Below are 21995 nucleotides of genomic sequence, written 5' to 3' on the forward strand. Positions count from 1 at the left end.
AATTTCTTGGTTTTTTATTTTATAAAAAATAAAAAAAAAATACTTAAAACTAAGTATTGCCTTGAAATCTCTAAAATAAAAATCCAAAATACCGGTACTCTGATTTTTATCCCTATCCTCAGATAGGTGGGTGTTCACACAGATATCTCAATGGTATTCAATACCATAAAGAATAAATTGAATTTTTTTGTGAAAGCTAACTAAGAGATAAAATATTGCTACAATAAAAATTGCGTGAAAATATATGTTTTGATTTAATATATTACTAAAATCGTATTAAAATCATTAAGCAAAGGAAGGAAGTAACAAATGAATAAAAAAGCGACTAAATCGACTTATGAAGAAAATCATGGACAAAAACAAAATAATGGATCAAATTTAGCTGTAATGATAATAGGAATAATATTAGCAGCTGTATTTGCAGCATCTACTGCTTATTCAGGTATGAAATCAGGGCTAACTGTTGCAGCAGGAATCCCAGGAGCCATAATAGGTTCAATGCTTCTAGGCATATTTACTCGTAAAAAAAACATATTTGGTAAAAATATAATACAAGGTATGTCAAGTGGTGGAGAATCCATAGCAAGTGGTATGATTTTTGTATTACCTGCTGTTATACTAATTGGCAGTAATGTTACTTTTTTTGAAGGCCTAAGCGTAAGTATAGCAGGAGCTTTATTTGGGATAGGGGCATTATCACTAGTTTATAATTATTTAATAATTGAAGAAGATAAAAAACTTATGTATCCAGAATCTTTAGCAATATCAGAGACTCTTACTGCTTCAGAAGAGGGGGGAGATGCTGTAAAGTACATGGGAATTGGGTTTGTAATAAGTGGTATTATAAATGTTTTAACAAGTTCATTCTTAAATTTAATTAACAATACTATTACCTTTGTAGGAAGTAAGTTTTACAAATGGAAATTTTCTACTGAAGGAAATCCACTATTATTAGGTATCGGATTTATAGTTGGATTAGAAGTAGCCATAACTATGTTTGCAGGTTCAGTCTTAGCTAATTTTGGAGTTGCTCCATTAATAGGATACTTTACTGATTTTGCAGAATCTAATGCACATTCATGGAATGATCCTTCAATAGTCCTTAATCAAATGGATGTAAACTTAATATCAGGAAATTATGTTAAGTATATTGGAGCAGGAATGATGCTTTGTGGTGGTATAATAGGTGCAATTAAACTTATACCAACTATAGTATTTTCAATAAAAGAAACTTTAAAAGCAAAAAGCGGTAATGATAGTAATTCAGAAAAGAGTTCAGGACATATATTAATATTATTAGTTGGAATTATACTTACATTTGTATCTGCATTTATAATTTCTAAAAGTATTACTATGGCTATATTAGCAGCAATAGTGTCATTAATACTAGCTTTATTATTTGTAATAGTTGCAGGACGTTTAACTGGTACAATAGGAACATCAAATCTTCCTGTATCAGGTATGACAATCGCATCATTAGTTATATTAACATTAGTATTTGTTATAATGGGATGGACTGATAAGTCAGATAATAAATCTTTACTTTTATTTGCACTATTTATGATAGTAGCTATATCAGTAGCAGGTGGATATAGCCAATCTCAAAAAGTAACTTATATTATAAAAGGAAGGAAAAGAGAAATGCAAAATTATTTTGCAATTGCTAGCATAGTAGGTGTTGTTGTTGTAACAGGAACAATTCTTATACTAAAAGATCAAATAGCAATTACAGGAGTAGATGCACCTTTTGCTCTTCCACAAGCTAATTTAATGTCGACTTTAACATCAGGTATAATGTCAGGAAACTTACCATGGCCTATGATTATAGTAGGTGTTGTTATGGCACTATTCTTATTTTTACTAAACGTGCCTATAATGACTATTGCTATAGGGTTTTATTTACCTATATCAACAAATTCTATAATACTAGTAGGAGCATTAATACGTTTCTTTGTTGAAAAGATGAGTAAAAGTGATAAAGAAAGAGAACTTAGAGTGTCAAATGGAATAAGTTTATCTTCAGGGCTTGTTGCAGGAGGTTCTATAATAGGATTAGTAGGAATGATATTACAATTAACAGGAGTAATAACTCCTATGACTCCAACAGGCTTTGTATCTAGTAATACCATGGCAATAATATTATTAATAATTTTAGTTATAGCAACGACAATACCAATTATGTCATCTAAAGTTAAGGAAACATATAAAAAATAACAATTAAATTAAGTAAAAGATTATTATATTAATAGGAGGTTAATTAGTATATATATTGGAGATAAAGCTTTTATATTCAATATTGGCATAGGATTATTATTGATAATAGTTATTTATATATGCTATTTTGTAGCTACTTATTATTCATTTAAGAGAAATGTTGAAAGTAAATAGAGTAACAGGTTTGTTGAGTAGGATATAAATAGGATAATATGCTATTATGGTGAACTTGATGTTGAAGGAATTGAAGCTCCAGAAGTTTGTCCAAAATGTAATTTAGGAAAAGAAAAGTTTGTTGAACTTAGCAGTGAAGACGCTGAAAAAATTTATGCTTCAGATAGAACTAACAGCATACATGCTGAAATCATTGTATTAGCAGAAAAGATTGCTAAACTTTCAGAAGAAGGTATAGAAATAAACCTTGACCCGAAATGTGTATCTGGTTTTGAAAAAGCAAAAAATGAAGCTTGGGTTATAAAGCAAAGATGTAAAGCAGAACTTGCAGGACATATGGCTAACGGAAAGTGGTAAAATTATATTAGGGTTGTATATCGTAATTTCACAATATACAGCCTCTTTTTTTGTTTACAATTAATTAGAAGCTATTGAATAGGAAAGGTACTATCACTAACAGCTCTTAATCGATAATGAGACAACTCTTCTAATTTTTTTATTAATTTTTAAATATTTCTAGATAGAAAGCTTCAGTTAATTTTTCTAAGTAATCGAAAGGTCTATATCCATAGCCCATAAATTCAGTATATTCAGAGCAGAAATAATGTATAGATATATATCTTTAAGAGGTAAGGTGACAAAGAAAATAAAATAAAAGAGAATAAGAGTAAATTAGATTATAGCACTTATAGGTAGTATGAGTGAGAATCTTTAGAGAGATTTTTAAAGCAGTTACAAATAGATTAAAATATTATAATATATAAGTAGTAATTAAAGGAGGCGAATGAAGTGGAAGATGAATTCATTTATTTAAAAGGATGTAGGGAAAATAATTTAAAGAACATATCATTAGAAATACCAAAAAGAAAAATTACTATATTTACAGGGGTTTCTGGATCAGGTAAATCCTCAATTGTTTTTGAAACAGTTGCAAAGGAGGCACAACGTCAATTAAATGAGACTTTTAGTGCTTTTATAAGAAACTTTTTACCTAAATATGGTGAGGTTAAAGCCGATCATATTGAGAATCTTTCTACACCTATTATTATTGATCAAAGTAGAATTGGTGGTAATTCTAGATCAACTTTAGGAACTATTACAGATATTAATTCATTCCTAAGAGCTTTATATTCAAGATTTGGAAGTACCTATATAGGAAAAGCTAATATGTTTTCTTTTAATGATATAAATGGTATGTGTCCAGAGTGTGAGGGACTTGGTAAAAAGCTAGTTCCTAATATGGAAGAGATAGTTGATATGAATAAGTCTTTAAATGAAGGAGCAATTTTACTTTCAGGCTTTGGAGTAGGATCATGGCATTGGAAGCTATTTACCGAATCAGGCTTCTTTGATAATGATAAAAAGATAATTGATTATTCAGAAGAAGAGTTACAGAAGTTTTTATATGGAGAGGCTGAAAAAATCAAGATAGATGAAGTAGGGACAATGAATTTAACTTATGAGGGATTAATAGTTAAGTTTAATAGACTTTATTTAAAGAGAGAAGGAGAAATTTCTGAAGCAGCTAAAAAGAAACTTAGTAAATTACTAATTGAAGGTGAATGTCCTGTTTGTAGAGGAAGAAGACTACATGAAAGAGTTTATAAATGTTTAATTAATGGCTATAATATTGCAGATTTAACTAGCATGCAAATCGATGAATTAGTCAAAGTTGTTTCAGATATTAAAGAACCAGAAGCTGAACCTTTAGTTAATGGTATTCTTGAAAAATTAAATAATATTATTGATATAGGACTTGGATATTTAACTTTAGATAGAGAAACTTCATCATTATCTGGGGGAGAATCTCAACGTATAAAGATGGTAAAACATCTAAACAGTAACCTAGTTGATTTAATGTATATATTTGATGAACCAAGTATAGGTCTTCATCCAAGAGACGTTCATAAGTTAAATAATCTTTTAAAAAAGCTACGTGATAAAGGTAATACTGTAATTGTTGTAGAACATGATCCAGATGTTATTAAGATTGCTGATCATATCATTGATATAGGACCTCTAGCAGGAATACATGGAGGAGAAATAGTATATAAAGGCAGCTATGAAGATTTACTTAAATCCGGAACTTTAACAGGAGATGCTTTAAATAAATCTCTTACTATAAAAGAAGATGTAAGAGAGCATAAGGGATATTTAAAAGTTGTTAATTGTAAGAAAAATAACTTAAAAAATATTTCTGTTAATATACCAAAGGGTGTTTTAACTTTAGTAACAGGGGTTGCAGGTTCAGGAAAAAGTACATTAATTAAGGATGAATTTTTAAAACAAAACAAAGAAGCTGTGTTAATTGATCAAAGTCCTGTAGGAGCAAATTCAAGATCAAGCTTAGCAACTTATAGTGGAATTATGGATAATATAAGAAAAGCTTTTGCTAAAGAAAATAACGTTAATCCATCATTATTTAGTTCAAATTCAGAAGGGGCATGTGAAAATTGTAAGGGTAGTGGAATTGTAGAGACTAACCTTGCTTTTATGGAGAATATAAAGAGTACTTGTGATGTATGCGATGGTAAAAAGTTTAAGATGGAAGTCTTAGATTATAGGTTCCATGGTAAAAATATAATTGAAGTATTAGATATGACAGTAGTAGAAGCTATTGATTTCTTTAATATAAAAGCTATTAAAACAAAACTACAGTCTATTTATGATATGGGAATAGGTTACTTAACATTAGGTCAAACTCTAGATACATTATCAGGTGGTGAATGTCAAAGGCTAAAGTTAGCTAGTGAATTGCATAAGGAAAGTTCAGTATATATTATGGATGAACCAACAACAGGGCTTCATATGGCTGATATTGAGAAGTTTATAAATATTGTTGAAAATATAGTAGATAACGGAAATACAGTAATTATTATTGAGCATAATATTGATGTAATTAAAAGAGCTGATTGGATTATTGACCTTGGACCAGAAGGTGGAACTAAAGGTGGAAAAATAATTTTTGAAGGAACTCCTAAAGAATTATATGAGTGCAATGAGTCATTAACTGCTAAGTATCTATAATTATATTATTATTTAAAAGCTATATAGTAGCTGTACAAAAAGTAAATAATAAGATACATATCATTTATAATAGTTACGGAGAACTGTACCATAAATAAATGAGACTTTTACCCTTAGCCATTGACTTTACTTGGCTAAGGGTATTTTTATAGGTGAAAATAAAGTCAATCCTATTTTTTTAGAAAGGCTATGATGTAAGTAAATTGTATGCACTAATATAGCATATTTTGATTTAGCAAAGAACAATTATTTTATATGGAGTAGTTTGGGCAGGGATGCTAAATGTTGTAGGGCCATAAAGAACAATTAGGTTTCTATTTCCAGGGTATCTATTAAAAATCTGATCATTTGTTAGAATTATCTCTGTAGATGGGGCAATATTTAGTTTTAAATTTCCATCGCTGCTTATAAGTTGATTATTAAAATAGTCTACAGTAACATTTTCAGGTTCTGTGTTTTTAGCCATAACAATTGCACGATATTGTGGAGGGTAAATAAGAGGTACGGGTGCATTTGCATCGTAAAATCCTGTTACTTCGTCGCCTACCTCAATCACCTCATGATTTACAAAGTAAGTTCCCGGAGAAATTACAAAATTTACAGGCCCCATGTCCATGTTTTGTAGCGACATTAATTTATAGCAGCCTGCTGATGAATCATCTTGCCCTGTGTAAAAATCTTCAATACTTGCAACGGTACCACTAAAGGCTGCAAATTTTTGGGCTATGGTTCTCCACGTTGAATTGAAGGAGAGATAAGCAGCTTGATTCATGTGATATGGACAAAAGAAAAATTGGTTATTATACATATAATACTCCTTTATATTGATACTATTATAAGACTTATCATTAATAGTATATTAGCAAATCTAAGTAGTGTTACTTAATAATGCTCATTTTAAGACCCTACGCCATTTAGTATGGAGAAGAATAAATGAATGTAAAGGATAAGTAAATACGGTATTTTCAAAAGACAGTTGAACCTATATCAACTGTTCTTTTTTATATTATTTATCAGTTTTCTAAATTATATAAAGTAAATATCTTAAATAATATATTACACATTAGATCGTCTTGATAATAAGCTTGGAGGGTATGAAGAGCGTATTCTTAAATATGAAAGTAAACTAAAATAAAGTATAAATAATAGTATCAAATTCATTGAGAATTGTTATCTGCTACAGAGGAATACAAAGGGGTCAATCGCCTTCTGAAGCCGTCAATATTGCAGCTTCTCAGGTGCTGATTTAATGAGTTCGGCTTTTCGTGTCTACAATATTATACTAACACTAAAAAGCTTCCGCTATATTTGTTCATTCAATAGCTATAACACAAGCAAAATCCGAGTCTTTACATATTATAATATAGAGACTTATCTATAAAATAAAACAGTATAGGAGAGAAAAAATGGTTAACGTAACGAAAACTTACCTTCCTGAACTAAAGAAATATGAAGTATATTTAGAAAAAATATTTAACCGTGCTTATGTTACCAATAATGGTCCATTAGTAAAAGAACTACAAAATAGGTTGGAAAAATATTTAGGAGTAAAGCATATACTTTTGGTTGCAAATGGAACAATAGCCCTTCAGATTGCCTATAATCTTTTAGATATAAAAGATGAAGCGATTACAACACCCTTTTCTTTTGTAGCAACTACTAGTAGTCAAGTATGGCAAGGTATCAATCCAATTTTTGTGGATATAAATAAAGACACCTTTAATATAGATTATAAAAAAATCGAAGAGAAAATTTCAAAAACTACTTCAGCTATAATTCCTGTGCATGTGTTTGGAAATGCCTGTGATGTAGAAAAAATAGATGAAATAGCAAAAAAATTTAATCTAAAAGTAATTTACGATGCTGCACATGCTTTTGGAGTTAAATACAAAGGAAATAGTGTACTCAATTATGGAGATATATCTACCCTTAGTTTTCATGCTACAAAAATTTTTCATACCATAGAAGGCGGTGCACTTGTAATAAACAATGATGAAATTTATGACAAGGCCAGAAGAATAATTAACTTTGGAATAAGTGACCAAGAGCATATAACTGAGGTTGGTATTAACGGACGAATGAATGAATTTGAAGCAGCCATGGGATTATGTGTATTAGATGATATAGACAAAATATTTGAAAATAGAAAAAAAGTATATGAAAATTATATGAATTATCTAAGTAAAAATGTGATTAGACAAGAGCGAAATATAAATAGTAGCTTAAATTACTGCTATTTTCCGATAGTGTTTAAAGATGAAGAAAACTTATTAAAAGCAAAAGGAGCTCTTGCAAATGAAAATATTTATCCGAGAAGATATTTTTATCCATCTTTAAATAATTTACCATATATAAAAGACAAAACTTATAAGGCACACAATTCAGAGTTTATTTCAAGCAGAATCCTTTGCTTGCCTTTGTATGATTCGTTAGAATTGGAAGTACAAAAAAACATTATTAGCATTATAAATAAAGTAGTCTGAGTATTAAAAAAGATACTCGATGAATTATTAGGAGATGTTTGTTTTGAATATTATCGTTATTGGTTCTTCTGGACATGCGAAAGCTGTAATTGATTGTATTGAAAGAGAAAATAAATATGAAATTATTGGACTGCTAGATAGATTTAAAGAAGTAGGTTCGAGCTCTTTCGGATATAAAATAATTGGAAAAGAAGAGGATTTACAGAATTTGATAAAAATGCATAAAATAGAGGGTGGGATTATTGCAATTGGAGATAATTTTATTAGATATATTGTTTATGATAAAATTTCACATTATATCCCTCAGTTTAACTTTATTAAAGTAATTCATCCCTCTGCACAAATAGCCAGGAATGTATTAATAGGAAAAGGCACAGTGATAATGGCCAATACTACTATAAGTAGTGAGGCGACAGTAGGCGATTTTTGCATAATAAATAATAATTCATCCTTAGATCATGACAGTAAAATGTTAGATTATTCAAGTTTAGGCCCGGGTTCATCTATTGGTGGAAATGTAAAAATAGGTTTGTTTACATCTATTTCTTTAGGTGCAAAAGTGATTCACGGAATAAAAATTGGAGATCATACCATAATAGGAGCTGGAGCCACTGTGATAAAAGATATTCCAAAATATGTTGTAGCATATGGTAATCCAGCGAAAGTAATTCGAGATAGAATTGCTGGGGAAAAATATTTATAAAATAAAAATTAGCTTATGTTGAGTAAAAGAGGGTTTCCTTTAAATGATTAAAAAATCATTTAAAGGAAACCCATTTTGGACCAGTAATGGATATAAAGCAGACTCAGTACTATTGAATACTTCTAGTAGTAATTTAATTATCAAAACCATACAAATATTCTGTAGCCTTATAACCACACTGAAGGTTTCTCTTTACTAGGGGAGAGAACTCACACTTATAGAATAGGGAGATCTCTCTTCTGAAATGGCGTTAATAATTTTTAATGAGGTGATATTAACAATCACTATTTGTTCGTTGTCTTTAAAGTGCAAATTATTCAAGTCTACTAGGTCTGTACATAAGATATTCCAAATATCTATTGCCCAATTTTGACTCACAGAATTCACGAATATTAGAAAACTGTTCGTTATAGGTGTAATTTAAAAATTTATTGTAAGCATCAATTAATTCTATAGTTTGTTTGTTCTTATCATCTTCATTCATTCTGTTCCAAATACCATCTTCATGCCTTCTGTATACGGTCATTGCTTTTTTGACGTGTCCTATTTCTCCAAACATTGAAAATTGAATATTTAACATCCAATCTCCGACAAACATTTCAAAAAACTCATTAGGAATTTGATCAAAATACTTGCTATAATAAAAACAGCAGGAGAGATTGGCAATAAAATTTATACTTGTTATATCTGATGTAGTTAAAATATCGCCTTTAATTTGTTGCTGTATATTATAAAAATTATATTTATTTTCTTTTTCATCAAAAAATATAATATCATCGAATGAAATAGAGCACTGGGGGTGGCTTTCCATAAATTCTATATGAGTTTGTAATTTGTTCTCATCCTCCCAGTAATCATCACCATCAATTAATGCAGTATACTTGCTTTTGCTACAAGCTTTTAATAATCGCTTTAAATTTTTTACCATGCCTAAATTTTCTTTGCTTTTCAAAAATTCAAAAGTTACGTTTTTGCCAATTTCTACATTATTAATATAGTCTTCAACAATCCCTGCGGTTCCATCATGGGATTTATCTTCACAAATAATAATATTTAAGTTGAAATCACCCTTTTGTTTTATTATTGAATTAAGACAATCAACTATATATTTTTCGTGATTATACGCTAATACACCTACATTTACGGTAACTTTTTTTTGTTCTGTTCTATTCTCTATCTCAAGCAATCTAAAATATAGATTTTTCAATTTTTTTGGTATATCAACTTCACTGTTTAAATTTTTCTGATTTTTCATCAGTATACCGAAATTATTTGTTTCAAGTAATATTATATAATCATTTTTATATTGATCATAGCAGAATTTTACAGAATCCAAGTCTATGCGATTAAATATAATAATCCCACCCTCTCTTATTAGTGGTGAATAATTATTAAAATAAGCTTGAACACTTTGGAAATCATAGTTACCATCAATATGAAGCATATCTATTTCAATAGCTTGGAAATATTCAGCTTCAGAGTCTATGCCTTCAAAAAACTTATTGCTCCTTTTACTTAATATTTTATCCAAATCGTATTCTCTAACTTCATCAAGGAGAGAAGAGTCAATTCCATAAGCTTTTCCTTCATTATCCTTAAATGCCTGAGCAACAGAAAATAGACTAATACTTTTATACATACCAATCTCAACGTAATTTTTTAACTTAAAATAATATGCCAAATACGCCATAATATAATATATTGGTAATGAGTTATATCCTCCAGGCTCATTTAAAAGAGAACCTTTAATTCTGTTAAGAAGACTGTATTCCCATTTCATATTCTTTCACTCACTCCTCTTTTGTAATATTTTCTTAATTCTACTTATTTACATTTACTGTCGTATTATAATATGTTAATTAAATTAAAAATTCTACTAGTTTCGCTTAAAATAAATATAGAACCAAGCTTGTACTATTTGAATATATTAAATAGATAACATTAATAATATGGAACATCGTGGGTTCAAGTAAACCTCATCTAGTATGTTGCATTTTTTACTCTGTAGATAATTGTATATATAGATGTAAAAAACAATTTATTAAAGGTGAAATATTATACTTATAGATATTTCTCACATTCAAATAATAACGACATTAATAGTAAGAAATAATAAGTATATCAAAGTGATTAATTATTAGAAGTTAATATATGAACAAATTATAAGGCAAAACCTAAAATCTATAAGGAGGTAAAAATGAAAGGTATTATTTTAGCTGGTGGTTCCGGAACAAGACTATATCCAGTAACAAAAGCAATATCAAAACAAATACTCCCAGTATATGATAAGCCAATGATATATTATCCATTATCCGTGTTAATGCTTGCAGGTATAAAAGAAATATTAATTATTTCGACACCTAGAGATATAGCCACTTTTAAAGAGTTATTAGGTGATAAAAGTGATATAGGCCTAAAATTACAGTATGCCGTTCAGGAATATCCAAGAGGGCTTGCAGACGCTTTTATTATTGGAGAAGAATTTATAGGCAATGATAAAGTAGCATTAGTTCTAGGGGATAACTTTTTCTATGGATATGATTTTCCAGGAATACTAAAAAGAGTAGTAGATAGAGAAGAAGGAGCTATTATTTTTGGATATCATGTAGACAATCCAAGTGAGTTTGGTATTGTTGAATTTGATGAAAATAAAAATGTAGTATCAATTGAAGAAAAGCCAGAAAAACCAAAATCAAGTTATGCTGTTCCAGGGTTATATTTCTATGATAATAATGTAGTTGATATAGCTAAAAATATTAAGCCCTCTGCTAGAGGTGAACTAGAAATAACCGCAGTAAATAATGAATATTTAAGAAGAGGAAATTTAAGAGTAGAGCTTTTAGGTAAAGGATTTGCATGGCTTGATACAGGAACTCACAAAAGTCTTTTAGATGCATCTAATTTTGTAGAAACTATTCAAACAAGGCAAGGTTTATGTATAGCTTGTATAGAAGCGGTAGCTTACAGAAAAGGCTTTATAAATAGAGAGCAATTTTTAAAATTAGCAGAACCTTTTATGAAAACAGAATATGGTAGGTATTTATTGCAAGTTGCTGATGAATCTTTAACGACACTTTAGGAGGAAAGACTCCAGCTTCTATAAGTGGGAGTCTAAATCTCCTTCTGAAGTCGTTAATATTGCAGCATCGCAGATGGTGATTTAATATCTAAAAAGGAGTAGTTATATATGAAAATGTATTTGGTAACAGGTGGGGCTGGATTTATAGGTTCAAATTTTGTTCATCACATGTTAAATAAATATTCAGAGATAAAAATTATAAATTTAGATAAATTAACTTATGCAGGAAATTTAGAAAATTTAAAAGATGTAGAAAATAATCCAAACTATACATTTATTCAAGGCGATATATGTGATAAAGAGTTAATAGAAAAATTATTTTCAGAAAATGACATTGACTATGTTGTGAACTTTGCAGCAGAGTCACATGTAGATAGAAGTATAAAAGAACCTGAGATTTTCGTTAAGACAAATGTTTTAGGTACAGCAAACCTTTTAAATGTAGCTAAAAATGCATGGGAAGTACAAGGTGTATTTAAACAAGGTAAGAAATTTATACAAATATCTATGGATGAAGTATATGGAACACTCGGTGAAACCGGGTATTTTCTTGAAAATACACCACTAGATCCACATAGTCCATATTCTTCAAGCAAAGCAGGCGCGGATTTAATGGTGAAAGCTTTCTTTGATACCTATAAAATGCCTGTAAATATAACTAGATGTTCAAATAATTATGGACCATACCAATTCCCAGAAAAATTAATACCCTTACTAATAAACAATTGCTTAAATCATAAATGTCTACCAATATACGGTAATGGAATGAATATAAGAGATTGGTTATATGTAGAAGATCACTGTAAAGCAATAGATATTATTATAAATAGTGGTACAGTAGGTGAAATTTATAATATAGGTGGACACAACGAAAGAACTAATATACAAATAGTTAAAACTATTATAAATTACTTGAGCGAAAAAGTAGACAAAGAAATAACAGAAAAACTAATAACTTACGTTGAAGACAGAAAAGGTCATGACAAAAGATACGCAATAGATCCAACAAAGATAAAAGATGAATTAGGCTGGTATCCAGAAACTCCCTTTGAAGTAGGAATAAAAAGTACAATAAAATGGAATTTAGATAATAAAGATTGGATAAATAACATTACGACTGGTGAGTACGAAAATTATTACAACAATATGTATGAGAATAGTAAGTAAAATTATGCCAGTAATTATTAAAAATCATTTTCTTGCTAGCGTATATGGAAATAATGTAGTATGGGTACTAAAAAATAGCAAGAGTGAGGAAATTTTATCATATTTTACGTTGAAAAATAAAATAATTAAATGTAATACTTATAGAACAATTAATGAGATATGTAATGGGAATTATGCAGTGCACTTTGAGTATTATACGTCACCAGAAAAACGAGGTGAACATATTTATAAAATTAATGATGGCAATGAATATAATATTTGGCATGATGGTTGGGAAGAGGAATATAAATTATGTATCTTAAACTGATAAAAAATATGTTTTTTATATTATATATTTTGAAAGAACAGTTGAACTTGTATCAACTGTTCTTATTTTGTATTTTTTATCAGTTTTCTAAATTATATAAAATAAATATCTTAAATAATATATTATATATTAGATTATCTTGATAAGAAAATTGAATGATATGAAGAGTATGTTCTTAATATGAAAATAAACTAAAATAAGGTATAAATAATAATATGAAATAGTAGTAATAAATATATGAAAATAGCTTATGGAAATGAGGAGGAATATATGGAATATGTAACGTTAAATAATGGGGTGAAAATGCCCGTTTTAGGATATGGAGTTTATCAAATTGAAGATTTGAAGGAATGTGAGAGGTGTGTATTAGATGCAATTGAAGTAGGATATCGCTCAATTGATACTGCTCAGACGTATGGTAATGAAGAAGCTGTGGGAAGAGCAATTAAAAAGTGCAAAGTTCCAAGAGAAGAATTATTTATTACAACTAAAGTGTGGATATCAAATGCTGGATATGAAAAGGCAAGAACTTCTATAGAGAAATCACTTAAAAAGCTTCAACTTGAATATTTGGATTTAGTATTAATACATCAACCTTTCAATGATTATTATGGCACATATAGAGCTATGGAGGAAATGTATAAGAGTGGTAAAATAAGAGCTATAGGGGTAAGTAATTTTTATCCAGATAGATTAATAGATCTCATTAAGTTTAATGAGATAGTTCCAGCGATTAATCAAGTTGAAACACATCCATTTAATCAACAAGTAAAGGCTAAGAAAATCATGGATAAATATGGGGTACAAATTGAATCTTGGGCACCACTTGCAGAAGGAGAAAAGAATATCTTTACAAATGAAACTCTGAAAAAAGTTGGAGATAGATATAATAAATCTACAGCTCAAGTAGCATTAAGATATTTAATTCAAAGAGGTGTTATTGTTATTCCTAAATCTGTGCATAAAGAAAGAATGATTGAAAATTTTAATATATTTGATTTTAAATTAGATGATGATGATATGAATAATATTGCCAAATTAGACAAAGGAGAAAGTGCATTTTTCTCTCATCGTGATCCTGATGTTGTAGAAATTTTTGCTGGATTAGAGGAGTAATATAAAATATATGTAATTTCTTTTATAGGCAGAAGATTGATTAATAAATGATAAGAAATAAAGAAATAGCAAACTTTGTTTTTGAGAGTTGCTATTTTCTTTATTAATTTATAACTTATTACTTCTGCTTTTATAAAAGTAAATTAACGATTAAAATTATTGAGTTATTGAATAATCTTTTTTCTCTGGAATTATAAAAATTATAAATCTGAATAAAGTATATATTACTAATATTGTAGCTATAATTGTTTGTAATAAAACAACATATTTTAAAAATCCCATATTATATCCTATTTTACTTAAGTGAGACATGGTCATTTTCATTCCAATTCCACTTATAACAAAAGGAAATGTAAAAGCTGAATAGCTTGGGAAAAATGGCATTTTTAAATACTTTGGTAATTTAAATAGAACTATAATATATATTATGAATGATAAAATAGTTAAGAAAGTTATCATTAATAATGACTTTGTTTGTACTGATTGAATATATCCAGCAAGACAAAGGCTTACAGGAGCTGTATATATGCAGAATAGTGGTTTAGATGAATTAGGGATTTCTTTATATTTAGCATATCTATATGTTACAACCACAAGTAATATCATACATAATATAAATGCAAACCAAAATGCTAATGTGCCTATATTTGTTTTTTCAAAGGTTGGTGCAGAAACACTTGCAGCAGCTAGTCCAACATAAACTATAAAATATGTAGTAAAAACTTTTTTTATATTGAACTTTAATATAAATTCTATTGAGAAGTATACTATTAAAGTTAAATGAAGAAGTATTCCTAAATACCAAATATAAATAGCTTTTGGTCCTATAAAAGGCTTAATATAAGTAGATAAAAGCATTATAGCCATAGGAAATGTTGCAGATACACCGGCCATAATTGGATTTTTCATATCTTCTTTTATCATAGACGGATATATTACAATTTTACATATCAATAGTAATCCTAAAATTAAAGATATAACTCCGCATACTAAACGGATAGATTCAGAATAGCTTTGAAGTAAATTACCTAAAGCCGCAAATCCGAGCATTACCCCTGAAATAGGGAGTGGTATTTTCTTTATCATATTTTTTACTCCTATACTGTAACTAAGGTGTCTGTATTAACTAGATTTAGTTCTCTTACTATTATTTCAGCAACTTTTCCAGCAACCATACCTGTAAAATGTATACATTGCTCTTTATGAGCACCAGATGCCATATCAAACTCTTTAGTCAATATACGACAGCAAAGAGCATTTTTACCATTAGCTTCTTTAAACCAATCATGTAATTCCTTTGCTAATTCTAAATTTTTCTCTACTTTAGGATCTCCTTGTTTAGTACGGCCAAAGAATAGTCCTAAAGCCATAACCCCACCAGAAACTGCTCCACACAGACACTTAGAACGTCCAATGCCAACAGGGAATCCTGAAGCCATAGATATTATTTCTTCAGGTATATCTAACTCAAAGTTAGAACGTATTGAACTTATTAGTGCTTCAGAGCAGAAAAATCCTCCTCTAAATAAATTCTCAGCATCTTCAGATATTTTTCTTATGCTTACCTCTTTTTTCGCATTCATACAAAAATCCTCCATTTTATATAATCACTTTCATTATAAATTATAAGGAAATTAAATACAAATTTATATTTTAATCAAATAAATAAATACTAGTATTTTAAAGAAGAGAAGGAATTAAGGGATAATAGTGCATTTGATTTCGGACTTATTGGTGAAGATATTAGAATGATTTTATGTTTCAAGTATAGATGTTTTAGGGAATATTTTATGGTATAATTTTAGAAAATGATTTATAATAATTTTCGGCATAAAATAGGAGAATTAAAACCATTGATAGTTATAGATAAGTTAAATAATTATATAAATAATCATAATATTGAAGATATAAATTACAATATAGCTTCCTTTATAGTTAATAATATAGAAAGTGTTCCTAATTATAATATAACTGAGCTTTCAAAACTTTGTTTTGTATCTCAAGCAACTACTAGTAGATTTATAAAAAAGCTTGGTTATGTTGATTATAATGCTTTTAAAGAGGAATGTTTGCTTTATATAGAGGGAGTAAAAAATAATATAGATAATAATTATACCGATATAAATTTATTAAGTCAGGATTTAAAATTATTTTATAGTAAAATAGATTATATAGATATTAATAATGTAGCTTCAACTATAAATAGTTATGATAAAGTTTATATATCAGGGTTAAATTATTGCTATTTAATGGCACAATACTTTCAAATGGAATGTCACCCATTTGGAAAAATAGTTAAAGTTATTGAAGATAATGAAGAAATACAAAATATAAGTAGTGATAGTTTATTATTGATATTTACTACATCAGGAAATTTTTTTAATGGAAATAGAATTATTAAAGAATATATAAGAAATTGTAAAGGCGAAAAATTAGTTATTTCAATACAAGATTTAGATAATAGAACTAAAAAATTGTTTAACAAGCATCTTATTTTAGATATTGATATTGGAGTAAAAAATAGTCGTTATGTTATGATGGCACTTTTAGATAATATAATAGAAGAGTTAAAAAATGCGAGATGAGTTAGTTACAAATCATCTCGCTTTTTTATTCAGAATTTGAATGAAAATATTTTAATAGGAATTTAAGTATATAATTTAGTCATCAAGTAAATTTTTTAGAGGAGGAAAAAAGATGAGTTTACCAAAGGATTTTTTATGGGGAGGAGCAACTGCTGCTAACCAATTTGAAGGTGGATATAGAGAAGGTGGAAAAGGCCTTAGTACTGCAGATATTATGACAGGAGGTACTCACACAACGCCAAGAAGAGTTACACCTAAGTTAGAAGAAGGAACATACTATCCAAGCCATGAGGCTATAGATTTTTATCATCATTATAAGGAAGATATAAAATTATTTGGAGAAATGGGATTTAAGGTTTTTAGAATGTCAATAAATTGGACTAGAATATTTCCAAATGGAGATGAGTTAGAGCCAAATGAAGAAGGATTAAATTTCTATGACAATGTTTTTGCTGAATTAAAGAAATATAATATAGAACCATTAGTAACAATATCACATTATGAAATGCCTTTTGGATTAGTTCAAAAGTACAATGGATGGGCAAGTAGAGAAGTGATTGATTGCTATGTTAGATATTGTGAAACTATATTTAATAGATATAAAGATAAAGTTAAATATTGGTTAACATTTAATGAAATTAACTGTTTAACACATCCATTTGGTGGGCTTATGGCTGGTGGAATCATACCAGAAGGTGGAGCTGATCTTGCACTTAACTTTGGAGATGAAAAAGATGAAAGTAAACAACTTAGATTCCAAGCACTTCATCATCAATTTATAGCAAGTGCAAAGGCTGTTAAATTAGGACATGAAATTAATAGTGATTTCAAAATAGGATGTATGATTGCATATATGTGTACTTATCCTTATACATGTAATCCAGAGGATGTATTCTTAGCTCAAGAAAGAGATAATATAAATAACTTCTTATGTTCAGATGTTCAAGTAAGAGGTGCATATCCAGGATTTGCAAAGAGATATTTTAAAGAAAATAACATAGAAATAAAGATAGAAGAAAATGATGAGCAAATATTAAAAGAGGGTTGTGTAGATTACTATACATTTAGCTATTACATGTCAAACTGTTCAACAGCAGATAAGGAAGTGGAAAATGCTACAGGAAACATAATGGGAGGAGCAAAGAATCCATATCTTAAAGCTAGTGATTGGGGATGGCAAATTGACCCTAAAGGTTTAAGATGGGTATTAAATAACATTTATAACAGATACCAAATCCCTATGATGGTTGTAGAAAATGGATTAGGTGCAGTTGATAAAGCTGAAGAAGATGGATCTATTAAAGATGATTATAGAATTAGATATTTAAGAGATCATATAATTGAAATGAAAGAAGCAGTTGAAGATGGAGTAGAATTAATAGGATATACTCCTTGGGGATGTATAGATTTAGTAAGTGCATCAACAGGAGAAATGAAAAAAAGATATGGATTTATCTATGTAAATAAAGATAACGATGGAAACGGAGATTTAAGTAGAAGTAAGAAAGATAGTTTCTATTGGTATAAAAAAGTTATAGAAAGTAATGGAGAAAATCTAGACTAGGCACTTGAAAAGAAATAACAAGTCAAAGATTGAAGCATATTTGTCACGAGACTAGGAGTTAAAATCCTTTCATAGTGCCACTATGTAAGGGTTTTGACGACGACGTATAGTGGCAAATAGGCGAAAATACTGGCTTGTTATTTCTTTGATTGTGACTTAATAATTTAGAGGAGAATATTAATGAATAAAAAGTTGATTTTCATAGATGTCGATGGAACACTTTGTGATTTAGCAGGAGAAGTACCAAAATCAGCTAGAGAAGCAATTCAAGAAGCTAGGGATAATGGGCATTTAGTGTACATTTGTACAGGTAGGTCAAAACCAGAAATTAATGATGATATAGAGTCAATTGGATTTGATGGTATGATTTGCGCAGGTGGAGGATATATTGAAGTTGATGGTGAAACATTAATGCATAAAAAAATGCCTGAGGAACTTGTAATAAGATTAATAGAGTATTTTAATAAATATGATATTGCTTACTATATTGAATCAAATGATGGTTTATTTGGAAGTTTAAATTGCAAAGATGCTATTTTGGGACAAGTTACTAATGGACTTAATGAAAATAGTAAGGCCTATGAAGAAGCAATAGAAGAAATTAAATGGTTTAATGAAATATTAGATAAACATAAGAATAAACAAATTGATTATAGTAATGTAAATAAGATTTCATTTATTAGCAATGGTCATCCTTATGAAGATGTATTTAATACTTTTAATAAAGACTTAGAACTATATCATAATACAGTACCACAATTTGGATCTGAGAGCGGGGAAGTTGGTATTAAAGGTATAAGTAAATATACAGCTATTAAGTTTGTTATTGATTATTTAAATATAGATAAGAGTAATACATTAGCTTATGGTGATGGAGAAAATGATATAGAGATGTTTAGATGTGTTAACCATGGTGTAGCGATGGAAAATGCAAAGCCAAAGTTGCTTGAAATAGCTGATGAAGTAACATATAGTGCTAGCAATGGTGGTATATATTTTAGCTTTAAGAAAAACAATTTAATATAGAACTTAGATTATAGAGAAGATGGATATTTTTCAAAGAAAAATATCCATCTTATTATTTTGTTTTTAACTTCTATATCAATACCTAAGGATCTTAAACTTAATTTATAAAGGATATATATAAAGAATATGTTTTAAAACTAATTTAATTAAATAACTAATTAAATAAACTTAATTATTGCTTTTTAGATAATTTTTTGTATGCATTAAGTTTATAACTTACATTTTTATCATAGTCGAATTTAAAATAATGAGTGTATATACAATCTAAAACATATAATAAAGATAATCTTGTTGAAAAAGAAGAAATTTTATTAAAGTGGTTTTCATTTGAACTTAAATACAACTGATAGTTTGCATACTTAGTAAGAGGACTTTCAGTTGTAGAAGATATTAAAATAATTGGAGTTTTATTCTTTTTTAAAATCTCAGCTATATTTTCTGCTATTAATCCTCTGCCCTCAAAGGATACAATTATTGCAATATGATTTTCGTCACTAGTAGAAGCTGTTAATAGTTGATGGTATTCTTCTATAGGAACATTAATAAATGTTCCTATTTCTTGCATTTGAAATTTAAAGTTCTCAGCAAAATAAATATTCCCAGCAGATGTGTAAAAATCTATGTATTTTGCTTTTTTTAAAGCATCAGAAATTAATTTTAATTGTTCAAGATCTATTAGATTTAAGGAAGATACCAGGGTTTGTTCATACAATTCCTTCATTCTAAGAACAATTTCATATTGTGTTTCATTTTCTTTAAAAGGATAGTTATAATCTATTAAACTTTTCTCTTTCAAATATTCATTAATAGAAGAAGATACTTGTATTTTTAATTCTGATAGACCTATTAAATCTAACTTCTGACATAATCTATAAATTGTTGAAGTTGAAATAAAGCATGCTTCACTAATTTCAGCAGCACTCATCTTTACAAAAATTTCAGGATTATCTTGCATATATGTAACTAATGTTTTTTCGTTTTCAGTTAAATTAGTTAGTTTATTCAATTTACTAAAAATGTTCATGAAGATCACCTCATGAACATTATATAATATTTTATTAAATTTTAGTGTTTAAAGTTTATAGATAGTTTAAATATCTATATCTTTTATATATTTATCTAGTGTATAAGCAATACCATCTTCTTCATTAGATAGAGTGACTTCATCAGCTATAGCTTTTAAGTCATCTACAGCATTAGCCATAGCTACTCCTATACCAGCATATTTAACCATTGAAGCATCATTATGCCCATCTCCAAAAGCAATCATTTCTTCCTTTTTATAGCCCATAGGAATTAATACGCTATCTAAAGCCTTAGCTTTATCAATTCCTTTAGCAGTAAACTCGAAGTAGACAGCTGCTGTAAACATACAACTTAAAGTATCTTTAAATGGTTCCATCATTTCTTTATAATTTTCTTGTAGATATTCTGGGTCACCTGCAGTTAAAATTTTATTTAATGGATAATCAGCAAAAGCTGCTAAATCCTCTTTCTCACATAGTTTAAATTTACCACCACGAGCTTCATATTGAATTATATTAAAAGGTGAGCCGTTGTACATTACTTCATTATTGAAAACATCATTAACATACATATAATTACCTTTATCAATCATAGGTTTAACATCAAAATTCTTCATATGTTCAAGAACGGCTTGTCCTTCTTCGATGCTCATAGTTTCATTAAATAGAACTTCATTAGTTTGACAATCGACAACCTTAGACCCATTAAAAGAAACTAAAAGTCCATTATTTTCATTCATTTTCAATTCACTAGCAAGATCCATTAATCCAGAGGTAGGTCTCCCTGAGGCTAAAACTAGTATAGCTCCTGCTTCTTGTGCTTTAATTAAAGCATTTTTAGTTTTTTCAGTTACTACTTTTTTACTATTAGTTAATGTACCATCTACATCCATAATAATTACTCTTATATTACTCATTTATCTTTCCTCCATAGTTATTTTTATTTAATTATACTAATACTGATTTTATAAATGAATAGAATAATTGAATAATGAGTAATATATATCAAAAATAATAAGGTTAGTAAATAATAATATGAAATAAGTCTATCATTTTTAAAAAATTTTACTGAATTTAACAGAAGTATAAAAGAGAAAATTATACAATTGGAGATATAAAAACCTCAGAAATGTAGTGGTTAATTATACGTATAGAGATATATCATATATTCAAATTATTGAGCATAAGCGTTTTGAATTTGGAACATAGCCTAAAACAGTTATTAGTTGTGAATATAGTAGAGAATGGAGTAGGGGAGATGATTCATATTATCATATCATCCTATTAAGCGTGAGAGTTGCTTAGGATTTATAGTTAGCTACAAAAGCTTAACGATTCCTTATAGTATTTAATTGGAAAATATTGATCTATTGATGTAAAGAGTAAAAAATGATATTATAGGATTATAATTTAATAGAAAATCCACAGGTTTCTGTGGGAGAGGTTCGAAACCATCCCTCTATAAAAAACTAGGAACAAAGACTTTATGGTCGTACTATATCCTTGGTACGACCTTTTTTAATGG

General features: G+C 28.5%; 18 protein-coding genes and 1 riboswitch. Of the genes, 12 read left to right on the plus strand and 6 right to left on the minus strand.

Features of this window, described 5'->3' with window-relative positions; translation table 11 throughout:
- The first annotated feature begins 309 nt into the window (after positions 1–309).
- The 3 genes from ACH36K_RS09765 (at position 310) to ACH36K_RS09775 (ending at position 5415) form a co-directional block, all read left to right on the plus strand.
- On the plus strand, positions 310–2214 hold the full coding sequence (locus ACH36K_RS09765) for an OPT family oligopeptide transporter (RefSeq protein ID WP_411167443.1): 1905 nt from the start codon (positions 310–312) through the stop codon (positions 2212–2214).
- Positions 2215–2412: 198 nt separating this feature from the next.
- Positions 2413–2745: a rubredoxin gene (locus tag ACH36K_RS09770; protein WP_411170684.1), complete on the plus strand. Its 333-nt coding sequence runs from the start codon at positions 2413–2415 to the stop codon at positions 2743–2745.
- 432 nt (positions 2746–3177) lie between these two features.
- Positions 3178–5415, plus strand: coding sequence for an ATP-binding cassette domain-containing protein (locus ACH36K_RS09775; RefSeq protein WP_411167444.1), 2238 nt, complete (start codon positions 3178–3180; stop codon positions 5413–5415).
- Positions 5416–5647: 232 nt separating this feature from the next.
- Here ACH36K_RS09775 and ACH36K_RS09780 read toward each other — a convergent pair whose 3' ends face one another.
- Positions 5648–6223 carry a hypothetical protein gene (locus ACH36K_RS09780; protein WP_411167445.1) on the minus strand — a complete coding sequence of 192 codons (576 nt, stop codon included), beginning with the start codon at positions 6221–6223 and terminating at the stop codon, positions 5648–5650.
- A gap of 598 nt (positions 6224–6821) precedes the next feature.
- On the opposite strand from ACH36K_RS09780, the gene ACH36K_RS09785 reads away from it, so the two are divergent.
- Together ACH36K_RS09785 and ACH36K_RS09790 are read left to right on the plus strand one after the other, a co-directional pair.
- On the plus strand, positions 6822–7898 hold the full coding sequence (locus ACH36K_RS09785) for a DegT/DnrJ/EryC1/StrS family aminotransferase (RefSeq protein ID WP_411167446.1): 1077 nt from the start codon (positions 6822–6824) through the stop codon (positions 7896–7898).
- Positions 7899–7941: 43 nt separating this feature from the next.
- On the plus strand, positions 7942–8601 hold the full coding sequence (locus ACH36K_RS09790; RefSeq protein ID WP_411167447.1) for an acetyltransferase: 660 nt from the start codon (positions 7942–7944) through the stop codon (positions 8599–8601).
- A gap of 313 nt (positions 8602–8914) precedes the next feature.
- Here ACH36K_RS09790 and ACH36K_RS09795 read toward each other — a convergent pair whose 3' ends face one another.
- Complete coding sequence (locus ACH36K_RS09795) at positions 8915–10381, minus strand: glycosyltransferase (protein WP_411167448.1); 1467 nt, start codon at positions 10379–10381, stop codon at positions 8915–8917.
- A gap of 417 nt (positions 10382–10798) precedes the next feature.
- On the opposite strand from ACH36K_RS09795, the gene rfbA reads away from it, so the two are divergent.
- The 4 genes from rfbA (at position 10799) to ACH36K_RS09815 (ending at position 14270) form a co-directional block, all read left to right on the plus strand.
- Positions 10799–11680: a glucose-1-phosphate thymidylyltransferase RfbA gene (gene rfbA, locus ACH36K_RS09800; RefSeq protein WP_411167449.1), complete on the plus strand. Its 882-nt coding sequence runs from the start codon at positions 10799–10801 to the stop codon at positions 11678–11680.
- A 108-nt stretch (positions 11681–11788) separates the two neighbouring features.
- A complete protein-coding gene (gene rfbB, locus ACH36K_RS09805) occupies positions 11789–12847 on the plus strand; it encodes a dTDP-glucose 4,6-dehydratase (protein WP_411167450.1) in 1059 nt (352 codons plus the stop codon).
- Positions 12831–13154: a hypothetical protein gene (locus tag ACH36K_RS09810; protein ID WP_411167451.1), complete on the plus strand. Its 324-nt coding sequence runs from the start codon at positions 12831–12833 to the stop codon at positions 13152–13154. The genes rfbB and ACH36K_RS09810 overlap by 17 nt, the downstream gene beginning before the upstream one ends.
- A 270-nt stretch (positions 13155–13424) precedes the next feature.
- Entirely contained in the window at positions 13425–14270 is an 846-nt protein-coding gene (locus ACH36K_RS09815) for an aldo/keto reductase (RefSeq protein ID WP_411167452.1), read from the plus strand.
- A gap of 156 nt (positions 14271–14426) precedes the next feature.
- Here the strand turns inward: ACH36K_RS09815 and ACH36K_RS09820 are convergent, their stop codons facing one another.
- Together ACH36K_RS09820 and ACH36K_RS09825 are read right to left on the minus strand one after the other, a co-directional pair.
- Positions 14427–15356, minus strand: a complete 930-nt coding sequence (locus ACH36K_RS09820; protein WP_411167453.1) for a TDT family transporter — start codon at positions 15354–15356, stop codon at positions 14427–14429.
- 11 nt (positions 15357–15367) lie between these two features.
- Complete coding sequence (locus tag ACH36K_RS09825) at positions 15368–15853, minus strand: C-GCAxxG-C-C family protein (RefSeq protein WP_322412774.1); 486 nt, start codon at positions 15851–15853, stop codon at positions 15368–15370.
- 270 nt (positions 15854–16123) lie between these two features.
- On the opposite strand from ACH36K_RS09825, the gene ACH36K_RS09830 reads away from it, so the two are divergent.
- From ACH36K_RS09830 to ACH36K_RS09840, 3 genes are all read left to right on the plus strand, one after another.
- The gene (locus ACH36K_RS09830; RefSeq protein WP_411167454.1) at positions 16124–16855 is read left to right on the plus strand and encodes a MurR/RpiR family transcriptional regulator; all 732 of its coding nucleotides are present in this window, start codon (positions 16124–16126) and stop codon (positions 16853–16855) included.
- A 112-nt stretch (positions 16856–16967) separates the two neighbouring features.
- The gene (locus ACH36K_RS09835; protein WP_411167455.1) at positions 16968–18419 is read left to right on the plus strand and encodes a glycoside hydrolase family 1 protein; all 1452 of its coding nucleotides are present in this window, start codon (positions 16968–16970) and stop codon (positions 18417–18419) included.
- 180 nt (positions 18420–18599) lie between these two features.
- On the plus strand, positions 18600–19445 hold the full coding sequence (locus ACH36K_RS09840; RefSeq protein WP_411167456.1) for an HAD family hydrolase: 846 nt from the start codon (positions 18600–18602) through the stop codon (positions 19443–19445).
- A 172-nt stretch (positions 19446–19617) separates the two neighbouring features.
- Here ACH36K_RS09840 and ACH36K_RS09845 read toward each other — a convergent pair whose 3' ends face one another.
- Together ACH36K_RS09845 and ACH36K_RS09850 are read right to left on the minus strand one after the other, a co-directional pair.
- Positions 19618–20469, minus strand: a complete 852-nt coding sequence (locus ACH36K_RS09845; protein ID WP_411167457.1) for a MurR/RpiR family transcriptional regulator — start codon at positions 20467–20469, stop codon at positions 19618–19620.
- A 66-nt stretch (positions 20470–20535) separates the two neighbouring features.
- Positions 20536–21387 (minus strand): Cof-type HAD-IIB family hydrolase, encoded by an 852-nt coding sequence (locus tag ACH36K_RS09850; RefSeq protein ID WP_411167458.1) that lies wholly within the window; start codon positions 21385–21387, stop codon positions 20536–20538.
- Positions 21388–21904: 517 nt separating this feature from the next.
- Positions 21905–21949, plus strand: a riboswitch (PreQ1 riboswitch).
- Positions 21950–21995: the final 46 nt, after the last annotated feature.

Source organism: Clostridium sp. MB05 (genome assembly GCF_046581255.1).
Taxonomy (GTDB): domain Bacteria; phylum Bacillota; class Clostridia; order Clostridiales; family Clostridiaceae; genus Clostridium.